Below are 17,743 nucleotides of genomic sequence, written 5' to 3' on the forward strand. Positions count from 1 at the left end.
ACGTTTCGCCTTTATCCCTACAGGCCGAAGCTGAATGAGAAACCACCTCATTTATTTTTCAAACAGATTCAAGCCGGGCTGACACTGACCCAGTAGCGGGTGCGGTAGTCGATGCGAATCGGCAGTGCCTCGGCCACCAGCGCCAGGATCTGGTCGGTGTCGGCCAGCTGATAGGTGCCGAACACCTTCAACCCGGCCACCGCCTCGGCGCAGCGCAGCACGCCGGGGCGGTAGCGCGACAGCTCGGCGATGAACTCGCCCAGGGGCATCCGCTGCACGCTGAGCACGCCTTCGCGCCAGCCCCACGGGTCGGCGTGAGTCACGGCCGGGCCGACCTGGCCGCTGGCGCTGAACAGCAGTTGCTCGCCGGGGCGGGCGATGCGCGGCGCGGTGCCGTTGCCGGGGTACAGCGTCACACTGCCCTGGCGCACCGCCAGCAGGGTGCCGTCGGTACGTTCGCGTACCAGCAATTGCGAGCCTTGCGTTTGCAGTACACCGTCACGGGTGGTCACGCGCAGTGGGCGTGGGTCGTTGCCGGTATCGATGGACACCTCGCCCTGGATCAGGCTCAGCGCGCGCAGGTCGGCCGCGAAGCGCAGGTCGATGGCGCTGGCGGTGTTGAGCTGGATCACGCTGCCGTCGTTGTTGTGGAAGGTGCGCCGCTCACCGGTGGCGGTGTGCTTGTCGGCCAGCAGGGTGGGCAGCCCGAGCGGATCGCGACCGACCCAGCCCAGGGTGCCGGCGGCGCCGAGCAGGCCCAGCAGCTTGAGGCTGTCGCGCCGGCCGATGCTGCGTCGCTGCGTGCCCTCCAGGGTGCGCCGACTGAGCTCGCGGGGCAGGCTGCTGAATTCCTCGCTCATGGCCTGGACCTGGGCCCAGGCCAGGGCGTTGTGCGGGTGCTGGTCGAGCCAGCGACCAAAGGCCTGTTCGGCCTGTACGGTGGGCGTGTTGTAGCGCAGTTGCACCAGCCATTCGATGGCCTGGTCGACGTGGGCCTGGCCCGGTGCTGGCTCAGCCCCGGGCATGGCGCAACCGATAGCAGACGCCCATGGCCTTGGCCAGGTCGCGCTCCACCGTGGCGCGGGACACACCCAGCTGTTCGGCGATTTTCGGGCAGCTCATGTCGTCCAGTTGCGCGTGCAGAAACACCTGGCGCACCCGTGGCTTGAGCTGCATCAGCAGGCGGTCGAGGCGTTGCAGGGTATCGAGGATCATCCAGCGCTGTTCTTCGCTGGGCGCGTGCGCGGCGGGCAGGTGGGCCAGGCTTTCGAGGTAGGCCTGTTCCAGCGCGCGGCGGCGGAACTGGTCGATCATCAGGCCGCGGGCGATGCTGCTCAGGTAGGCACGCGGCTGCTTGAGCGGGTGCGCGTGGCGAGCCTTGAGCAGGCGCACGAAGGTATCCTGGGCCAGGTCGGCGGCGTGGGCGTGACAGCCAACGCGGCGCTGCAGCCAGGTGTTGAGCCAGGAGTGGTGGGTACGGTAGAGCAGGTCGACCTCGGACGGAGGGAGCGTGTCGCTGGTGGGCATCGTCGGTCGGGGCCTGCGCGCAAGAAGTGATTGTGAATCGTTCGCATTCTATGCGGGGAGCAGGGCGCGATGCAATTGGTGGGCGTGCGGGCCTCTTTGCCAGCCGTTCTTCAGCCAGCCACCCGCAATCCCGAGCTCGCCCGCACCTGCAACTGCGGCGCCAGAATGATCGACTCCACCGCTTCACCCTTGATGCGCTTGAGCAGCAACTCCACCGCATGCCGACCCATCTCGGCCAGCGGCAGGCGCACGCTGGTCAGCGGCACGATCAGTTCGTTGGCCAATGGTGTGTCGTTGAAGCCCACCACGGCGATGTCCTTGCCCGGCTCCAGGCCCTTGTCCCGCGCGGCGCCCATCAGGCCGATGGCCAGAAAGTCGTTCACCGCGAAAAACGCCTGGGGGCGCGGGTTCAACCCCAGCAGGTACTCGCCCTGCTTGTGCCCGGTGAGGCTGTCGAACGGGCCATTGAGCGTCCACTCCGGGCGCAGGGTAATGCCCTGTTCGCGGTAGTACCGGGTAAAGCCGCGGGTGCGGTCGGCACCGGTGGAGGCGTGCCGCTCGCCCGCCAGGATCGCCACGTCGCGACAGCCCAGGCGGTACAGGTGCTCGGCCGCCAGCCAGCCGCCCAACTCGTCATCGCTGCCCGCCGTGAGGTGCCCGGCAATCTGCCGGCTGACCAGCACGTAGGGGATGTGCTTGCGCCCCAGCAGCTCCAGCAGTGGCTGCTGCTCGCCCACGTGCGAGTCGCCCACGATCAACCCCGCCACCGAGCGGCGCAGGGCATGCTCGGCCCGCGCCAGCTGGCGGGGTTGCTGATCGTCGGTATTGGACACGAAGGTCAGGTAGCCAGCCTGTTCGGCGGCGGCGTCGATGCTGTCGTAGATGGTCGCCATCACCAGGTCGGTAAGGCGCGGCATGAGCACGCAGATCTCCTGGCTTTTGCGCAACTTCAGGTTGGATGCCTGCGTGTTCGGCCGATAATCCAGCTCTTTCGCCAACGCGCGAATACGCGCCACCACCTCGGCCGATGCCGCGCGCTCGACCCCGGCAGGGTCGCCATTGAGCACCCGCGACACGGTGGAAACGTGCACCCCGAGGGCGGTTGCCATGGACTTCAAGGTGGCAGGGCGTGATGGAGTGGGCATGTTCGAGGGGCTTCCAACCGTGGCTGATTTCGGGGCGCGATTCTAACCCAATCGACGGCTTGTCTCGGCAAACAACCTTTACCCAAACGATTGACTAAATGTTTTTGTGTGAATACATTCGCTCAACCCAAACGTTTGGGCAACACAATAAAAATACGCCGGACGCGGCCGCATTTTTGACTTCTGCCATCACTTGAAGAGTCAGATCCCTATGAACAACCCACCCGTTCCGCGCTTTCGCTACCAGATTTTCTTCCTGATCATGCTGATGGCGCTGCTCAACTACATCGATCGTGGTGCCATTTCGTATGCCTCGGCCAGCATTCTCCCCGAGTACGGTTTCGACAAGGCCGACTGGGGCAACGTGCTGGGCTATTTCGGTTACGGCTACATCGTCGGTGCGTTGATCGGCGGCATCCTGGCCGACCGTTTCGGCGCCAAGCGCGTATGGCTGATCGCCGGCGGCACCTGGTCGATCTTCGAGATCGCCACCGCCTTTGCCGGCGACATGGGCCTGGCCTTCATGGGCGGTTCGGCCATGGCCGGCTTTGCCACCATCCGCGTGCTGTTCGGCTTTGCCGAAGGCCCGGCGTACTCGGTGATCAACAAGAGCGTGGCCAACTGGGCCACGCCCAAGGAACGCGGCTTCGTGGTCTCGGTGGGCCTGCTCAGCACACCGCTGGGCGCCTTGCTCACCGCCCCGGTGGCGGTCGGCCTGCAGACCCTGACCGGCGACTGGCGCAGCATGTTCGTGGTACTGGGCGTGGTCAGCCTGGCGCTGCTGATCTTCTTCATGACCCGCTTCACCAACACCCCGGATGAAAACCCGCGGGTGTCCGAGGCCGAGCGCGAGTTCCTGCGCCAGGAGCGCGCCGCTGCCGCCAACGCCAGCACCCCGACCACCAGCGTTGCGCCGATCTGGCACTTCTTCAAGAACAAGGACCTGCTGCTCAATGCGGTGGGCTACTTCTCGTTCGTGTACGTCACCTTCCTGCTGCTGACCTGGACCCCCAAGTACCTGCAGGACGAGTTCCACTACAACCTGTCGTCGCTGTGGTACATGGGCATGATCCCGTGGACCGGCGCCTGCTTCACCGTGCTGCTGGGCGGCAAGATCTCCGACCTGCTGCTGCGTCGCACCGGCAACCTGAAGGTGGCGCGCAGCTGGCTGGCCGCAACCTGCCTGCTGCTGACCACGCTGTGCTTCATGCTGGTGTCGCAGGCCCAGACCGTATGGGGCGTGATCGCCCTGATGACCCTGGCCAACGCCCTCAACGCGCTGCCCAACTCGGTCTACTGGGCGGTGGTGATCGACACCGCGCCATCCAACCGCGTCGGTGCCTACAGCGGCATGACCCACTTCATCGCCAACACCGCCTCGTTCATCGCGCCGATGCTCACCGGCTACCTGACCGTGCGCTATGGCTACTCGTCGATGTTCGTGGCCGCCGCCGTGGCCACGGCCCTGGGCATGAGCGCGATGCTGATGGTGCGCCCCGGCAGCCGGCAGGTTGTCCCTTCCCCTACACCTGCAACGGTTTGATGGAGTTGCCTGTATGAACCTGGCCAAGCCAACCCACACTGGATACTTTTTTGGCCTGTCGGTCGGCGACCTGGCGCGGCGCCTGCGCGCCGGCAGCCTGACGAGTGTCGAGCTGACCCAGGCCGCGCTCGACAGCATCGAGCGCCTGAACCCGGCACTGAATGCCTTTGTCGCCGTGGATGCCGAAGTGTCGCTGGCGCAGGCGCGCAAGGCCGACGAACTGTTTGCCCAGGGCCTGGACCTGGGCCCGCTGCACGGCATACCGGTAGCGATCAAGGACAACATCGACACCTTCGACCACGTGACCACCTATGGTTCGGCGCACTTCGAAGGCTTTCGCCCCACGCAGGACGCCCTGTGCGTGCAGCGCCTGCGCGAGGGCGGCGCGGTAATCGTGGGCAAGACCCTGACCCACGAGTTCGCCTATGGCCCCACCGGCGACCGCTCGCTGCAGGGCGCGGCGCGCAACCCGTGGGATGCGCGCTGCATCACCGGCGGTTCGAGCGCTGGCAGTGCAGCGGCGGTGGCCAGCGGCATGGTGCCGCTGGCACTGGGCACCGACACCGGCGGCTCGATCCGCATTCCGGCGGCGTTGTGCGGCGCGGTCGGCTTCAAGCCGTCGTTCGCTGCCGTGCCGCTGGACGGGGTGTTCCCGCTGTCGTCGAGCCTCGACCACGTGGGCCCGATTGCCAACCATGTGGACGATGCCCGGGTAGTGTTCGAAGTGATCGCCGCGCGTACCTGCGCGCCGGCCACGCTGCGTCGCCCGCTGCGTGTAGGCTGGATCGAGCCGGGCACTTTCGGGCCATTGGACGCCGACGTTCAGGGGCAGGTGTACCAGGCTGCGCAGCAGCTGTTTGGCGATGCACTGGAGCAGACCGGCGAGCTGGAGCCGTTGGTGGCGCAGCTCAAGGACACCTTGCTCACCCTGCAGCGCGCCGAGGCCTACGACGTGCATGCCGAGCGCATGCAGACGGCGCCGCAGCTGTTCGAGCAGGAGGTGCGCGAACGCCTTGAGCTGTCACGCGAGGTCAGGGGCTGGCAGTACATTCGCGCCCAGGCCGGCCAGGCTCGGCTCAAGGCGGCGATGGCGCGGCTGTTCGAGCGTTATGACTTCCTGGTCTCGGCCAGCGTGCCGATCACCGCGACGCCGGTGGATGCACGCGAGGTACAGGTGGGTGAGCAACGTATCGACGTGCGTGCTGCAGTGCTCAGTTACACCAGTGCCTGGAACCTCACCGGCCTGCCAGCCATCAGCCTGCCGGCAGGGCAGGTGCGGGGCATGCCGGTGGGGCTGCAGGTGATCGGTGCGGCGGGTGCCGACGATCAGCTGCTGCAGTTGCTGGCGCAGCGCTACGTTCGCACTTGATGCAGCCTCAGAACGTCCACTTGGCATTCACCATGGCATTGCGCGGTTCGCCGTAGGAGCCTGAGTTGAAGGTGCCCAGGCCGTCGTAGTAATGGGTGTCGAACAGGTTGTTGAGGTTCAGGCCGACCGTGAGGTGTTCATCCACCGCATAGTTGGCCAGCAACCCGACCACCCCGTAGTCACCCTGGTGTGCCTTGGTGCCGTAGGTGCCGTTGACCGCGTAGATGTCGCTCTGCCAGACCAGGTTGCCGCCCACGGTCAGGCGGTTCAGCTGCCCCGGCAGGCGGTAGGTGGTGCCGAGCTTGAACAGGTTCATCGGCTGGTTGGTTTCGACCCGATTGCCGTCCTTGTCGTGGGATTCACGGTAGGTATAGCCGCCGATGATGTTCCAGCCCGGCAGCACTTCGCCGGACACTTCGGTTTCGATGCCGCGCGTGGTGGTACCGGCAATGGCCCGGTAGATTTCGCGCCCTTGGGGCGACTCGCCAACGTACTGCGGGGTGTTCTTCTGCTGCACTTCGAACAGCGCCAGGCTCGCATTCAGCGCACCGTCGTAGAACTCGCCCTTGATGCCCAGTTCGTAGTTGTCGCCTTGCAGCGGCTCCAGCGAGGTGTTGCTGGCAGTCTTGTAGTAGGTCTGCGGCTGGAAGATGTTGGTGTAGCTGGCGTACACCGAGAAGGTGTCGTTCAGGTCCAGCACCACACCGGCATACGGGGTGACCACGCCGGATTTTCTGGTACGGTCGCGGCTGGTGCTGGCGCCGGTCAGTTCGTCGCTGCTGTCGTCTTTCTGATCCCACCAACTGACCCGGGTGCCGAGGATGATCGACAGCGGGTCATAGGGTTTGAGGCGCAGGGCCGTGTAGGTGCCCGACTGGCTCAGGCGGGTCAGGCTTTCTTCGGTCTTGGACAGGTGCGGCTTGCCGCCCGGGTTGCCATCCCACTGGTTGATATCGTCGACCGCCGGGTTGGCACGTTGATAGGTCGGGTAGTTGAGGTGGGTGTAGGCGATGTTGGCACCCACCACCAGTTCATGCTCGCGCCCACCCAGCTCGAACGGGCCGCTGGCGTACAGATCGGCGTTGTCCTGGGTCTGGTAGCTGTCCAGGCGGTTGATGTACATCGACACGCCAGCGCCGGTCTGCGGGTCGGGCGCCCCGGCACTGGCCGAACCGGTCACGCCGCGGCGGTAGGCGTACTGGTGGCTGTAGGACGCCTTGAGGCTCCAGTCGTTGGCGAGTTTCTGCTCCAGCACGCTGGTGAAGTTGTACTGGGTGTTGTCCAGGTAGCTCCAGCGGGCTCCGGGGTTGAACGAGCGGGAAAAGTTCGTCGCGCTGCCATTGTTGTTGAACAGCGGAATGTGCCCGAAGCTGACCCCGTCGGAGTTGTTGTTCTGGTAGTCCAGGCTCACGCGCAGCAGGGTGCTTTCGCTCAGGTCGAAATCCAGTGCGCCGTAGATCACGCGCTTGTCGGTCTTGTACCAGTCGACGAACGAGTTGGCGGTTTCATAGGCGCTGACCAGGCGGCCGCGCACCGCACCCGAGTCGGTCAGCGGGCCGGCGACGTCGAATTCGCCCCGGTAGCGGTCCCAGGCCCCGGCTTCTCCCGAGACGTAGCCCTGGAAGTCGGCCGTGGGCCGCTTGCGCACCAGGTTCAGGGTGGCCGAGGGCGAGCCCGCACCGCTGAGCAGGCCGGTGGCACCGCGCACCACTTCGACACGGTCGTAGATCGCCATGTCCGACAGGGTGCTGGTGAATTGCTGCGACTCGTTGGCCACCTGGGTCGGGATGCCGTCGTACTGTATGTTCTGGATCTGGAAACCGCGCGAGTAGAAGGTATAGCGGTCGCTGTCGCGGTGGTTGCTCGACAGGCCGGGGGTGAACTTGACCACATCGTCGAGCGAGGCAAGCTTGTGGTCGTCCAGTACCTGGCGCGGGATCACGGTGACCGACTGCGGGGTTTGGCGCAATGACAGGCCGAGCTTGGTTGCGGTGCGGGTCTGGCCGGTGGTGTAGGCGCCGGTGTTCTCGGTGGTCTCGCCCAGGCCTGCGCCGTTGATGCTGGTGGCGCCCAGTTCCACGGCGTTGCCGGTGGGGGCGGTGATCAGCTGGTAGCGGTTTTCGCCAGTGCGCACCACGCTCAGGCCCGTGCCGGCAAGCATGCCGTGCAGGGCCTGCTCAGGGGTACTTGCACCGGTCACGGGCCGGCTCTGTTTGCCGGCGGTCAGGGCGGCGTCGCTGGCCAGGTAGATACCGGCCTGGCTTGCCAGCTGGTTCAACTGGCTGGCCAGGGGGCCGGCGGGGATGTCCAGTGGCGCGGCGGTGGCGGCGCCGCTGGCGAGTGCAATGAGCAGGGCCAGGGGGCGTTTCAACAGGGCAGGGGCAGAGGCGAGTGGCATGCAGAATCCTTCGGGCGCGCAGGGGTGAAAGGGTGTTCTCCTCTAATTCGAATGAGCCGCAAAAACCGGAAGCACCTGACGCTTTTTATTTTTCGGCAGGCTCCAGGGTCACCCACCAGTCGAAGCGTCGTGACACTCGCACCGGCAAGGCGCTTTCGAGCATGGCAAGCACCTGGTCGGTATCGTTGAGCGGGTAGGTGCCCATGACCCTTAACGATGCGATCAGCGGGTTCACCGCCAGGTGCCCGCGCCGATGGTCGGCCAGCTCTGCAATGAAATCCCCCAGTGGCATGTCCTGCGCCACCAGCAGGCCTTGGCTCCAGGCCTGGCGTTGGGCGCAGGCTGGCGTGGTGGCGGCCATGGTGCTGGCATCGAAGCCCAGGCCCTGCCCCGCATTGGCCACCCGCTGTATTGCGCTGGCGGCACAGGTGGCGCGTACCGCGCCGTCGTACACGTTGAGCAGGGTGCGGGCGCCCTGCTGGCGCACACTGAAGCGCGTACCCAGGGGCACCAGGCTGCCGGCCCGGGTCTGCACCTGGAAGGGCCGCGCCTCAGCGGCGGTCTCGATCAGCACTTCACCGCTGTACAGGGTCAGCAGCCGGCGCTGCCCGTCCAGTTGTACATCCAGGGCGGTGGCGCTGTTGAGCCACAGGAGGGTGCCGTCGGCCAGCACCTGGCGACGTACCTCGCCCACTGCGGTGGTGGTGCCGGCAGTGAGCGCTTGCAGGTCGTCCACCCAGTGGCGTCGCCAGCCCAGCCAGCCCAGCGTCGCCCCACCGCTGAGCACGCACAGGCTGCTTAGCACCTGGCGGCGGGAGCGTTGCGCACGCCGCAGGCTGGCGAGCGTCTGATGCGCCGCCCCGGCTTGCGGTTGCAGGCTGTCGAAGCGCTGGCTGATGCGCTCCACGTAGGTCCAGGCGATACGATGCTGTTCCTGTTGTTCCAGCCACTGTTGCCACTGGCCCCGCAAGGCCGCATCGGCTGGCGCGGCGCGCAGGCGTGCGAACCAGTCGGCGGCCTGCTCCAGGGTGGCAGAGTCCAGGGCCGCGCTCACAGCAAGGCCCCGTCCAGCTCCACTTCCAGCAGCAGGCATTGGAGCATGGCCTGGGCCATGTACTTGGTGACCGTGCGTTCGCTTACACCCAGCTGCGTGGCGATCTGGCGATAGTTCAGGCCCTGCAGTTGCGCCAGGCAAAAGGCTTCGGCCACAGGTGCCGGCAAGCGTTCGAGCATGGCCTGCAATTGGCCCAGGGTCTCCAGGATCAACGCCTGGTGCTCTTCGGAGGGGGCGATGCGTTGCGGCTGGTTGGCCAGCGTCTGCTGCCATGCACGCTCGACCTGCTTGCGGCGCTGGAAATCCACATACAGGTGTTTGGACACCGTACTCAGGTAGGCCCGCGCATGCCCGTCGCTACTGAACTCGCGCGGTTGCGCGAGCAGGCGCAGGAATACGTCGTGGGCCAGCTCTGCGGCATCGTGCACGTTGCCCAGACGCCGCGCCAGCCACTGCTGGATCCAGCCGTGATTGTCGCTGTAGAGGCTGGCCACGTTGGTACGGTAGCCGCAAGGAGGGGAGGTCATCGTGTGGCGCCCGTACCGAATGAGAATAGTTATCAAGTATATTCAGCCGGCGGGCATTGAGCAATCAGCGCAAGCAAGGGGCTGGCTTGCGCTGATGGGGGTCAGATACGTGCGAGTGCCTGGGCCAGGTCTGCGCGCAGGTCATCGAGGTCTTCCACGCCTACCGACAGGCGCACCAGGGCGTCGCCAATGCCCAGTTGCGCGCGCGTCTGCTCGGGGATGGTGGCATGGGTCATGATCGCCGGGTGCTCGATCAGGCTTTCCACACCGCCCAGGCTTTCGGCCAGGGCAAAGATCTGTACCTGCTCCAGGAAGCGTCGGGCACCGGCCAGGTCGGTAGCCAGGTCGAGCGAGATCATCCCGCCAAAACCGTGCATCTGCTGGCGCGCCAGGGCGTGCTGCGGGTGCGAGGGCAAGCCGGGGTAGTACACACGCGCCACCTGCGGTTGCTGTTCGAGCCACTGCGCCAGTGCCAGGGCATTGCTGCAGTGGCGCTCCATGCGCAGGGCCAGGGTCTTGACCCCGCGCAAGGTGAGGAAGGCATCGAACGGGCCGGCGATGGCGCCCACCGCGTTCTGTATGAAGCCCAGGCGCTCGGCCAGCTCGGCGTTGTCACCCACCACGGCAATGCCGCCGATCACGTCCGAATGCCCGTTGAGGTACTTGGTGCTCGAGTGCACCACGATGTCGAAACCCAGTTCCAGCGGGCGCTGGATCCATGGGCTGGCAAAGGTGTTGTCGGCCACGCAGAGGATGCCGCGTGCGCGGCAGAGGCGTGCGATGGCCGCCAGGTCGCTCAGGCGCAGCAGCGGGTTGCTCGGGGTTTCGATGCACACCATGCGCGTGTCGTCCTGCAACGCTGCCTCGAACGCGGCAAGGTCGGACAGGTCGACGAAGCTGAAGCGGTGCCCGGCGCTGCGTCGACGCACCCGTTCGAACAGGCGGAAGGTGCCGCCGTACAGGTCATTGCCCGAAACGATGTGGGAGCCGGCATCCAGCAGTTCGAGCACCGCCGAGATCGCCGCCAGCCCGGAGGCGAAGGCGAACGCCTGGGTGCCGCCCTCCAGATCGGCCACGCAGCGCTCCAGTGCCCAGCGCGTGGGGTTGTGCGAGCGCCCGTAGTCCAGGCCCTTGTGCACGCCGGGGCTCTGCTGGATGTAGGTGGAGTTGGCATAGATCGGCGGCATCAGCGCGCCGGTGGACGGGTCGGGCGATTGCCCTGCATGGATCACGCGGGTGGCGAAGGCGGTCTTGTCGTGCTGGGTCATGGGAGTGCTCTGCGCAAGTGGTTAAGCATATCGACACGGGTGATCAGGCCGTGAAAGCCCGAGGCGTCGGCAATGATCGCCACCAGGCCACGGTCCAGTTCGGCCTGCAGCGCCGCCAGGCTGGCAGACGGCGGCAGGGTTTCCAGCTGGTCGGTCATGGCGCTGGCCACGCTCAGGGAGAAGTGCGACGGGTCTTCATGCATGCCCAGCAGGATGTCGGATTCATCGATCACGCCCACCAGGCGCTGGCCGTCGACCAGCACCGGCAATTGCGACACGTCGGCCAGGCGCATGCGCTGGAAGGCAGTGAGCAGGGTGTCGTCGGGGCGCACGCTGATCACCCGGCCATCCTCGAAGCGGCGCGCGATGAGGTCGCGCAGGTCGCCGTAGCGGGTGCGCTGCAGCAGGCCCTGGTCGGTCATCCACTGGTCGTTGTAGACCTTGGACAGGTAGCGCGTGCCGGTGTCGCACACAAAGCTGACCACCCGCTTGGGTTCGGTCTGCTCGCGGCAGTAGCGCAGCGCGGCGGCCAGCAGGGTGCCGGTGGAGGAGCCGCCCGGAATGCCTTCGGCGCGCAGCAGCTGACGCGCATGCTCGAAGCTTTCTTCGTCGCTGATCGAGTAGGCCTGGCGCACGCTGGAGAGGTCGGCGATCGAGGGCACGAAGTCCTCGCCGATGCCTTCTACCGCCCACGCCCCAGGCGTGATCAGGGTGCCGCTGCGGCTGTACTCGGCCATCACCGAGCCCACCGGGTCGGCCAGCACCATGGCCAGGCCCGGCTGCACGCGCTTGAAGAAACGGGTCAGCCCGGTAAGGGTGCCGGCCGAGCCCACGCCGACCACGATGGCGTCCACATCGTGCTGGGTCTGCGCCCAGATTTCCGGGGCGGTGCTGGTCTCGTGGGCCAGCGGGTTGGCGGGGTTGTTGAACTGGTCGGCGAAGAACGCATCGGGGATGTCCGCCGCCAGCCGTGCGGCCACGTCCTGGTAATAGTCGGGGTGGCCCTTGCCGACGTCGGAGCGGGTGATGTGCACCTCGGCGCCCATGGCCTTGAGGTGCAGCACCTTCTCGGTGGACATCTTGTCGGGCACCACCAGCACCACCCGGTAGCCCTTCGCCCGCCCGACCAGCGCCAGGCCCAGGCCGGTGTTGCCGGCGGTGGCCTCGACGATGGTGCCGCCGGGGCGCAGGCGCCCGTCGCGCTCGGCGGCATCGATCATGGCCAGGCCGATGCGGTCCTTGATCGAGCCGCCGGGGTTCTGTGATTCGAGTTTGAGGAACAGTGTGCAGGGGCCGGTATCGAAGCGGCTCACCTGCACCATCGGGGTGTTGCCGATCAGGGCAAGTACGGCGGGGTTCGAGGCGTTGGGCATGACGTCATCTCGCTTCGGGGTCGTTTGACCTTAGGCGCAGATCAGGGGCCTCGCAACCCTGGCCGGCCAGCCGGTTGCGCCTCCAGGCGCAGCGCTGTCGATGTCTTTACATGAGCAGAACTTGATTTGATCTGAAATTAAATGAGTTTGTCTCATTCTGCGGCCCTGCCGACAATGGCTGCCATCACCCCCTAAGGAGAGCATTGTCATGGCATTGGCCCACTCACTCGGATTCCCCCGTATCGGTCGCGACCGCGAACTGAAAAAGGCGCAGGAAGCGTTCTGGAAAGGCGAGCTCGACGAGGCGGGCCTGCGTGCTGTGGGCAGCGAACTGCGCAAGGCCCACTGGGCCCTGCAGCGCCAGGCCGGCATCCAGTTGCTGCCGGTGGGCGATTTTGCCTGGTACGACCAGGTACTGACCCATTCGCTGATGTTCGGCGTGGTGCCCGAGCGCTTTCGCCCGCAGCACGGCAAGGCCACCCTGCAGACACTGTTCGGCATGGCGCGTGGCGTCAGCGACAGCTGCTGTGGCGGTGCGCATGCCCAGGAGATGACCAAGTGGTTCGACACCAACTACCACTACCTGGTGCCTGAATTCAGCGCCGACCAGCAGTTCGGCCTGGGCTGGGAACAATTGTTCGAGGAAGTGGCCGAGGCCAGGGCCCTGGGCCACGACGTCAAGCCGGTGGTGATCGGCCCGCTGACCTACCTGTGGCTGGGCAAGACCAAGGGCGGCGACTTCGACAAGCTCGAGCTGCTCGAGCGCCTGCTGCCGCTGTACGGCGAGATTTTCCAGCGCCTGGCGGCACAGGGTGTGGAGTGGGTGCAGATCGACGAGCCGATCCTGGCGCTGGACCTGCCGCAGGCGTGGAAGAACGCCTTCGAGCGTGCCTACAACCTGATCCAGCGCGACCCGCTGAAAAAGCTGGTTGCCACCTACTTCGGTGGCCTGGAGGAGAACCTGGGGCTGGCGGCCAACCTGCCGGTCGACGGATTGCACATCGACCTGGTGCGCGCCCCCGAGCAGTACCCGACCATTCTCGACCGCCTGCCGGCCTACAAGGTGCTGTCGCTGGGTGTGGTCAACGGCCGCAACGTGTGGCGCTGCGACCTGGACAAGGCCCTGGCCGTGCTGCAGCACGCCCATGAACGCCTGGGCGAGCGCCTGTGGGTGGCGCCGTCGTGCTCGCTGCTGCACAGCCCGGTAGACCTGGGCCGTGAAGACGCCCTCGATGCCGAGCTCAAGAGCTGGCTGGCCTTTGCCGTGCAAAAGTGCGAGGAAGTCGCGCTCCTGGCCCATGCCCTCGACCAGCCCGAGGCGGCCCCGGTGGTGCAGGCCCTGGCCCGCAGCCGTGCAGTGCAGGCCAGCCGCGCTGCCTCCACGCGCATCCACAAGCCGGCGGTGCAGGCCCGTGTGGCAGCCATCAGCGAGAAGGACAGCCAGCGCCACTCGCCCTTTGCCACGCGAATTGCCCGCCAGCGTGCCCGCCTGAACCTGCCGCTGTTGCCGACCACCACTATCGGTTCGTTCCCGCAGACCGGTTCCATTCGCCTGGCACGCCAGTCGTTCAGGCAGGGCAAGCTGAGCGAGGGCCAATACGTGGAGGCGATGCACAGCGAGATTCGCCACGCCGTGCAGGTGCAGGAGCGCCTGGGCCTGGACGTGCTGGTGCATGGTGAAGCCGAGCGCAACGACATGGTCGAGTACTTTGCCGAGCAGCTCGATGGGTACGTGTTCACCCGCTTCGGCTGGGTGCAGAGCTACGGTTCGCGCTGTGTGAAACCGGCGGTGATCTTCGGCGACCTGAGTCGACCGCATGCCATGACGGTGGAGTGGATCCGCTACGCACAGGGCCTGACCGACAAGGTGATGAAGGGCATGCTGACAGGGCCGGTGACCCTGCTGATGTGGTCGTTCCCGCGTGAAGATGTGTCGCGCGAGGTGCAGGCGCGACAACTGGCGCTGGCCATCCGCGATGAAGTGGTGGACCTGGAGGCGGCCGGCATCAAGATCGTGCAGATCGACGAGGCGGCGTTTCGCGAAGGCCTGCCGCTGCGCCGGGCGCAGTGGCAGCAGTACCTGGACTGGGCTACCGAAGTGTTTCGCCTGTGCGCCTCGGGCGTGCGCGACGAAACCCAGATCCACACCCACATGTGCTACAGCGAGTTCAACGATGTGATCGAATCGATTGCCGCCATGGATGCCGACGTGATCACCCTCGAAACCTCGCGTTCGGACATGGAACTGCTGGAGGCATTCGAAGCCTTCCACTACCCGAACGAGATCGGCCCGGGGGTTTACGACATCCACTCGCCCCGGGTGCCGGAGGCTTCGGAAATGGCCGAGCTGCTGCGCAAGGCTGCCCGGCGCATTCCGGTCGAGCGCCTGTGGGTCAACCCGGACTGCGGCCTGAAGACCCGCGGCTGGCCGGAAACCGAGGCGGCGCTGGCGAACATGGTGAGTGCTGCCCGCTTGTTGCGCAACGAGCTGGGGTGATCGTTCGAGGCTTGTTGGCCGCCACCGCGACCTGTTGGCGAACGAACAAGCCTGGCAACGCCGATCCTGCAGGCCATGGCCTGCAGGATCGGCGTTGTATCAGCGTGTGCCCGCTACCGCACGGGCACGTGCCGCGTACAGCTTCTTGTAGCTGTCGATCAGGCGCAGGTGACGGTCCAGACCTTCGAGCTTCATGCTGGTGGGGGTCAGGCCGTAGAAACGCACGCTGCCATCCACCGAGCCCAGTACGGCATCCATGCGCTCGTCCCCGAACATGCGCCGGAAGTTGACGGCGTAGTCTTCAAGCTCCATCTCGTCGTCCAGCACCACTTCCAGCACCACGTTCAACGCCTGGTAGAACAACCCGCGCTCGACGGTGTTGTCGTTGTACTGCAGGAAGGTCTCCACCAGCTCCTTGGCCTCCTCGAAACGCTCCAGCGCCAGGTGAATCAGCAGCTTGAGCTCCAGGATGGTCAACTGACCCCACACCGTGTTGTCGTCGAACTCGATGCCGATCAGTGTGGTGATGTCGGTGTAGTCGTCCAGTTCGCTGTCTTCGAGGCGCTCGACCAGCGCTTGCAGGGCGTCATCGTCCAGGCGGTGCAGGTTGAGGATGTCGGCACGGAACAGCAGCGCCTTGTTGGTGTTGTCCCACACCAGGTCGTCGACCGGGTAGATCTCCGAGTAGCCCGGTACCAGAATGCGGCAGGCGGTGGCACCCAGGTGCTCGTACACCGCCATGTACACTTCCTTGCCCATGCCTTCGAGGATGCCGAACAGGGTGGCAGCTTCTTCGGCGTTGGAGTTTTCACCCTGGCCGGAGAAGTCCCACTCGACGAACTCGAAGTCGGCCCTGGCACTGAAGAAGCGCCACGACACCACGCCGCTGGAGTCGATGAAGTGCTCGACGAAGTTGTTCGGCTCGGTCACCGCCTGGCTTTCGAAGGTCGGCTGCGGCAGGTCATTCAGACCCTCGAAGCTGCGCCCTTGCAGCAGCTCGGTGAGGCTGCGCTCCAGCGCCACTTCAAGGCTTGGGTGCGCGCCGAACGAGGCGAACACGCCGCCGGTGCGCGGGTTCATCAGGGTCACGCACATTACCGGGAACTCACCGCCCAGCGACGCATCCTTGACCAGCACCGGGAAGCCCTGGGCCTCCAGGCCCTGGATGCCGGCGAGGATGCCGGGGTACTTGGCGATGACGTCCTGCGGCACGTCGGGCAGGGCCAGCTCGCCTTCGAGGATCTCGCGCTTGACCGCGCGCTCGAAGATCTCCGACAGGCATTGCACCTGCGCCTCGGCCAGCGTGTTGCCGGCGCTCATGCCGTTGCTCAGGTACAGGTTTTCGATCAGGTTGGACGGGAAGTACACCACCTCGCCATCGGACTGGCGCACGAAGGGCAGGGCGCAGATGCCACGCTCGGTGTTGCCCGAGTTGGTGTCGTACAGGTGCGAGCCACGCAGTTCGCCGTCGGGGTTGTAGATTTCGCGGCAGTGGGCGTCGAGGATCTCGGCCGGCAGCGCGTCCTTGCGGCCCGGCTTGAACCAGCGCTCGTCGGGGTAGTGCACGAAGTCGGCGTTGGCGATGTCCTCGCCCCAGAACTGGTCGTTGTAGAAGAAGTTGCAGTTCAGGCGTTCGATGAACTCGCCCAGTGCCGAGGCCAGTGCGCCTTCCTTGGTTGCACCCTTGCCGTTGGTGAAGCACATGGGCGAATGCGCATCGCGGATGTGCAGCGACCAGACGTTGGGCACGATGTTGCGCCACGAGGCGATCTCTATCTTCATCCCCAGCCTGGCGAGGATGCCCGACATGTTGGCGATGGTCTGTTCCAGCGGCAGGTCCTTGCCGGCGATCACGGTGCGCGTCTGCGCCTGGGCGTCCAGCATCAGCAGGGCCTGGGCGTCGGCATCGAGGTTGTCGACTTCCTCGATCACGAACTCGGGACCGGTCTGCACCACCTTCTTCACGGTGCAGCGGTCGATGGAACGCAGGATGCCCTGGCGGTCCTTGGCCGAGATGTCGGCCGGCAGCTCGACCTGAATCTTGAAGATCTGGTTGTAGCGGTTTTCCGGGTCGACGATGTTGTTCTGCGACAGGCGAATGTTGTCGGTGGGGATGTTGCGCGTTTCGCAGTACAGCTTGACGAAGTAGGCCGCGCACAGGGCCGAGGAGGCCAGGAAATAGTCGAACGGGCCGGGTGCCGAACCATCGCCCTTGTAGCGGATGGGTTGGTCGGCCACCACCGTGAAGTCATCGAACTTGGCTTCAAGTCGAAGGTTGTCGAGAAAATTGACCTTGATTTCCATGCGGGAATACCGTGCTGAAAGTGCGAAACGAATTGGCCGCCATTATCCGGCTTTTTGCCTGGAAGTCTTGGCATGTCACCCGAAGGCGTGACCGACACCGGTAAAAACAAAACCCCCTGAGGCGTAAACGCTCAAGGGGTTTGGTGTGCGTCGGGCGTCGTGGCGACCCGGGTCGGGGCTTAGACGTTAAACCAGAAGTCATGGCCTATAGCTATTTATTTTTATGGTTTTTATGATGTTTCTACCTTTTTATACCCGGTTTTGTACCCGTATTCTGTTTGGTCAGTGACAGTGAATACTGAAACGTGTTTGTGAGGCAGCATCCGCGTTCTAAGAATGATGCTGGTGCTGTTGTGTGGGCGTAGAGCCTGACGCACCTGGTTTGCCGCCGTAGCCCTCCTCCTGATAATGGCGGGGCTTTCGTGGATCCGGCGTAAGCGGCACCAAGCTTGAGGCATGGAGGCGGGTCATCCTTTGACTCTCCGAATAACATCATTTCACCGCTTCCTGAAGCACACAAGTTAGTTTGCTGAGGGTTTTGGAGATTCTGCTCCACTCACAAGCTTCTTTCAGCTTGCAGTGGTTGGGCCTGATCACGTCGAGGCCATTTGAAAAAAGCTCCAGCCTGAGGCTCGGGATAGGTCTGACGTGCGTCAGGTCCGCTGGACTAATACCCGGAGCCCTGCGCGTGAAAGGTTCTGCAGGCTGTCCTATATTTACCACAGGACTGGAAAGAGA

General features: G+C 65.2%; 12 protein-coding genes. 3 read left to right on the forward strand and 9 right to left on the reverse strand.

Features of this window, described 5'->3' with window-relative positions; all coding sequences use genetic code 11:
- Window positions 1-68: 68 nt before the first annotated feature.
- The 3 genes from NJH59_RS11005 to NJH59_RS11015 form a co-directional block, all read right to left on the reverse strand.
- Window positions 69-1,025 (reverse strand): FecR domain-containing protein, encoded by a 957-nt coding sequence (locus NJH59_RS11005; RefSeq protein WP_253086777.1) that lies wholly within the window; start codon window positions 1,023-1,025, stop codon window positions 69-71.
- Entirely contained in the window at window positions 1,012-1,527 is a 516-nt protein-coding gene (locus NJH59_RS11010; protein WP_043864315.1) for a sigma-70 family RNA polymerase sigma factor, read from the reverse strand. Before NJH59_RS11010 ends, NJH59_RS11005 begins: the two co-directional genes overlap by 14 nt.
- Before the next feature lie 110 nt (window positions 1,528-1,637).
- Window positions 1,638-2,636, reverse strand: coding sequence for a LacI family DNA-binding transcriptional regulator (locus NJH59_RS11015; RefSeq protein ID WP_229589130.1), 999 nt, complete (start codon window positions 2,634-2,636; stop codon window positions 1,638-1,640).
- Between the two features lie 247 nt (window positions 2,637-2,883).
- Here NJH59_RS11015 and NJH59_RS11020 point away from each other — a divergent pair, with 247 nt between their 5' ends.
- Window positions 2,884-4,215 carry an MFS transporter gene (locus NJH59_RS11020; protein WP_043864317.1) on the forward strand — a complete coding sequence of 444 codons (1,332 nt, stop codon included), beginning with the start codon at window positions 2,884-2,886 and terminating at the stop codon, window positions 4,213-4,215.
- A gap of 13 nt (window positions 4,216-4,228) precedes the next feature.
- Window positions 4,229-5,584: an amidase gene (locus tag NJH59_RS11025; protein WP_054916250.1), complete on the forward strand. Its 1,356-nt coding sequence runs from the start codon at window positions 4,229-4,231 to the stop codon at window positions 5,582-5,584.
- Window positions 5,585-5,591: 7 nt separating this feature from the next.
- Here the strand turns inward: NJH59_RS11025 and NJH59_RS11030 are convergent, their stop codons facing one another.
- The 5 genes from NJH59_RS11030 to NJH59_RS11050 all read right to left on the reverse strand — a co-directional run bounded on the left by NJH59_RS11030 (window position 5,592) and on the right by NJH59_RS11050 (window position 12,204).
- Window positions 5,592-7,982 (reverse strand): TonB-dependent receptor, encoded by a 2,391-nt coding sequence (locus NJH59_RS11030; protein WP_043864319.1) that lies wholly within the window; start codon window positions 7,980-7,982, stop codon window positions 5,592-5,594.
- Between the two features lie 85 nt (window positions 7,983-8,067).
- Complete coding sequence (locus NJH59_RS11035) at window positions 8,068-9,036, reverse strand: FecR domain-containing protein (protein ID WP_253086778.1); 969 nt, start codon at window positions 9,034-9,036, stop codon at window positions 8,068-8,070.
- Window positions 9,033-9,563 (reverse strand): sigma-70 family RNA polymerase sigma factor, encoded by a 531-nt coding sequence (locus NJH59_RS11040; protein WP_043864320.1) that lies wholly within the window; start codon window positions 9,561-9,563, stop codon window positions 9,033-9,035. Before NJH59_RS11040 ends, NJH59_RS11035 begins: the two co-directional genes overlap by 4 nt.
- A 101-nt stretch (window positions 9,564-9,664) precedes the next feature.
- Window positions 9,665-10,831, reverse strand: coding sequence for a PLP-dependent aspartate aminotransferase family protein (locus NJH59_RS11045; RefSeq protein WP_043864321.1), 1,167 nt, complete (start codon window positions 10,829-10,831; stop codon window positions 9,665-9,667).
- The gene (locus tag NJH59_RS11050) at window positions 10,828-12,204 is read right to left on the reverse strand and encodes a cystathionine beta-synthase (protein WP_043864322.1); all 1,377 of its coding nucleotides are present in this window, start codon (window positions 12,202-12,204) and stop codon (window positions 10,828-10,830) included. The genes NJH59_RS11045 and NJH59_RS11050 overlap by 4 nt, the downstream gene beginning before the upstream one ends.
- Window positions 12,205-12,412: 208 nt before the next feature.
- Here NJH59_RS11050 and metE point away from each other — a divergent pair, with 208 nt between their 5' ends.
- Entirely contained in the window at window positions 12,413-14,701 is a 2,289-nt protein-coding gene (gene metE / locus NJH59_RS11055) for a 5-methyltetrahydropteroyltriglutamate--homocysteine S-methyltransferase (RefSeq protein ID WP_253086779.1), read from the forward strand.
- A gap of 99 nt (window positions 14,702-14,800) precedes the next feature.
- Here the strand turns inward: metE and NJH59_RS11060 are convergent, their stop codons facing one another.
- Window positions 14,801-17,005: an OsmC domain/YcaO domain-containing protein gene (locus tag NJH59_RS11060; RefSeq protein ID WP_253086780.1), complete on the reverse strand. Its 2,205-nt coding sequence runs from the start codon at window positions 17,003-17,005 to the stop codon at window positions 14,801-14,803.
- Window positions 17,006-17,743: the final 738 nt, after the last annotated feature.

This window comes from Pseudomonas sp. VE 267-6A, assembly GCF_024126555.1.
In the GTDB taxonomy this organism is placed as follows: domain Bacteria; phylum Pseudomonadota; class Gammaproteobacteria; order Pseudomonadales; family Pseudomonadaceae; genus Aquipseudomonas; species Aquipseudomonas palmensis.

What these genes read in the sequence shown, in the direction of transcription:
- NJH59_RS11030 (WP_043864319.1), bottom strand. Translation starts at nt 7,982, where the DNA reads ATGCCACTCGCCTCTGCCCCTGCCCTGTTGAAACGCCCCCTGGCCCTG.
- metE (WP_253086779.1), top strand. Translation starts at nt 12,413, where the DNA reads ATGGCATTGGCCCACTCACTCGGATTCCCCCGTATCGGTCGCGACCGC.
- NJH59_RS11025 (WP_054916250.1), top strand. Translation starts at nt 4,229, where the DNA reads ATGAACCTGGCCAAGCCAACCCACACTGGATACTTTTTTGGCCTGTCG.
- NJH59_RS11040 (WP_043864320.1), bottom strand. Translation starts at nt 9,563, where the DNA reads ATGACCTCCCCTCCTTGCGGCTACCGTACCAACGTGGCCAGCCTCTAC.
- NJH59_RS11010 (WP_043864315.1), bottom strand. Translation starts at nt 1,527, where the DNA reads ATGCCCACCAGCGACACGCTCCCTCCGTCCGAGGTCGACCTGCTCTAC.
- NJH59_RS11020 (WP_043864317.1), top strand. Translation starts at nt 2,884, where the DNA reads ATGAACAACCCACCCGTTCCGCGCTTTCGCTACCAGATTTTCTTCCTG.
- NJH59_RS11005 (WP_253086777.1), bottom strand. Translation starts at nt 1,025, where the DNA reads ATGCCCGGGGCTGAGCCAGCACCGGGCCAGGCCCACGTCGACCAGGCC.
- NJH59_RS11015 (WP_229589130.1), bottom strand. Translation starts at nt 2,636, where the DNA reads ATGGCAACCGCCCTCGGGGTGCACGTTTCCACCGTGTCGCGGGTGCTC.
- NJH59_RS11060 (WP_253086780.1), bottom strand. Translation starts at nt 17,005, where the DNA reads ATGGAAATCAAGGTCAATTTTCTCGACAACCTTCGACTTGAAGCCAAG.
- NJH59_RS11050 (WP_043864322.1), bottom strand. Translation starts at nt 12,204, where the DNA reads ATGCCCAACGCCTCGAACCCCGCCGTACTTGCCCTGATCGGCAACACC.
- NJH59_RS11045 (WP_043864321.1), bottom strand. Translation starts at nt 10,831, where the DNA reads ATGACCCAGCACGACAAGACCGCCTTCGCCACCCGCGTGATCCATGCA.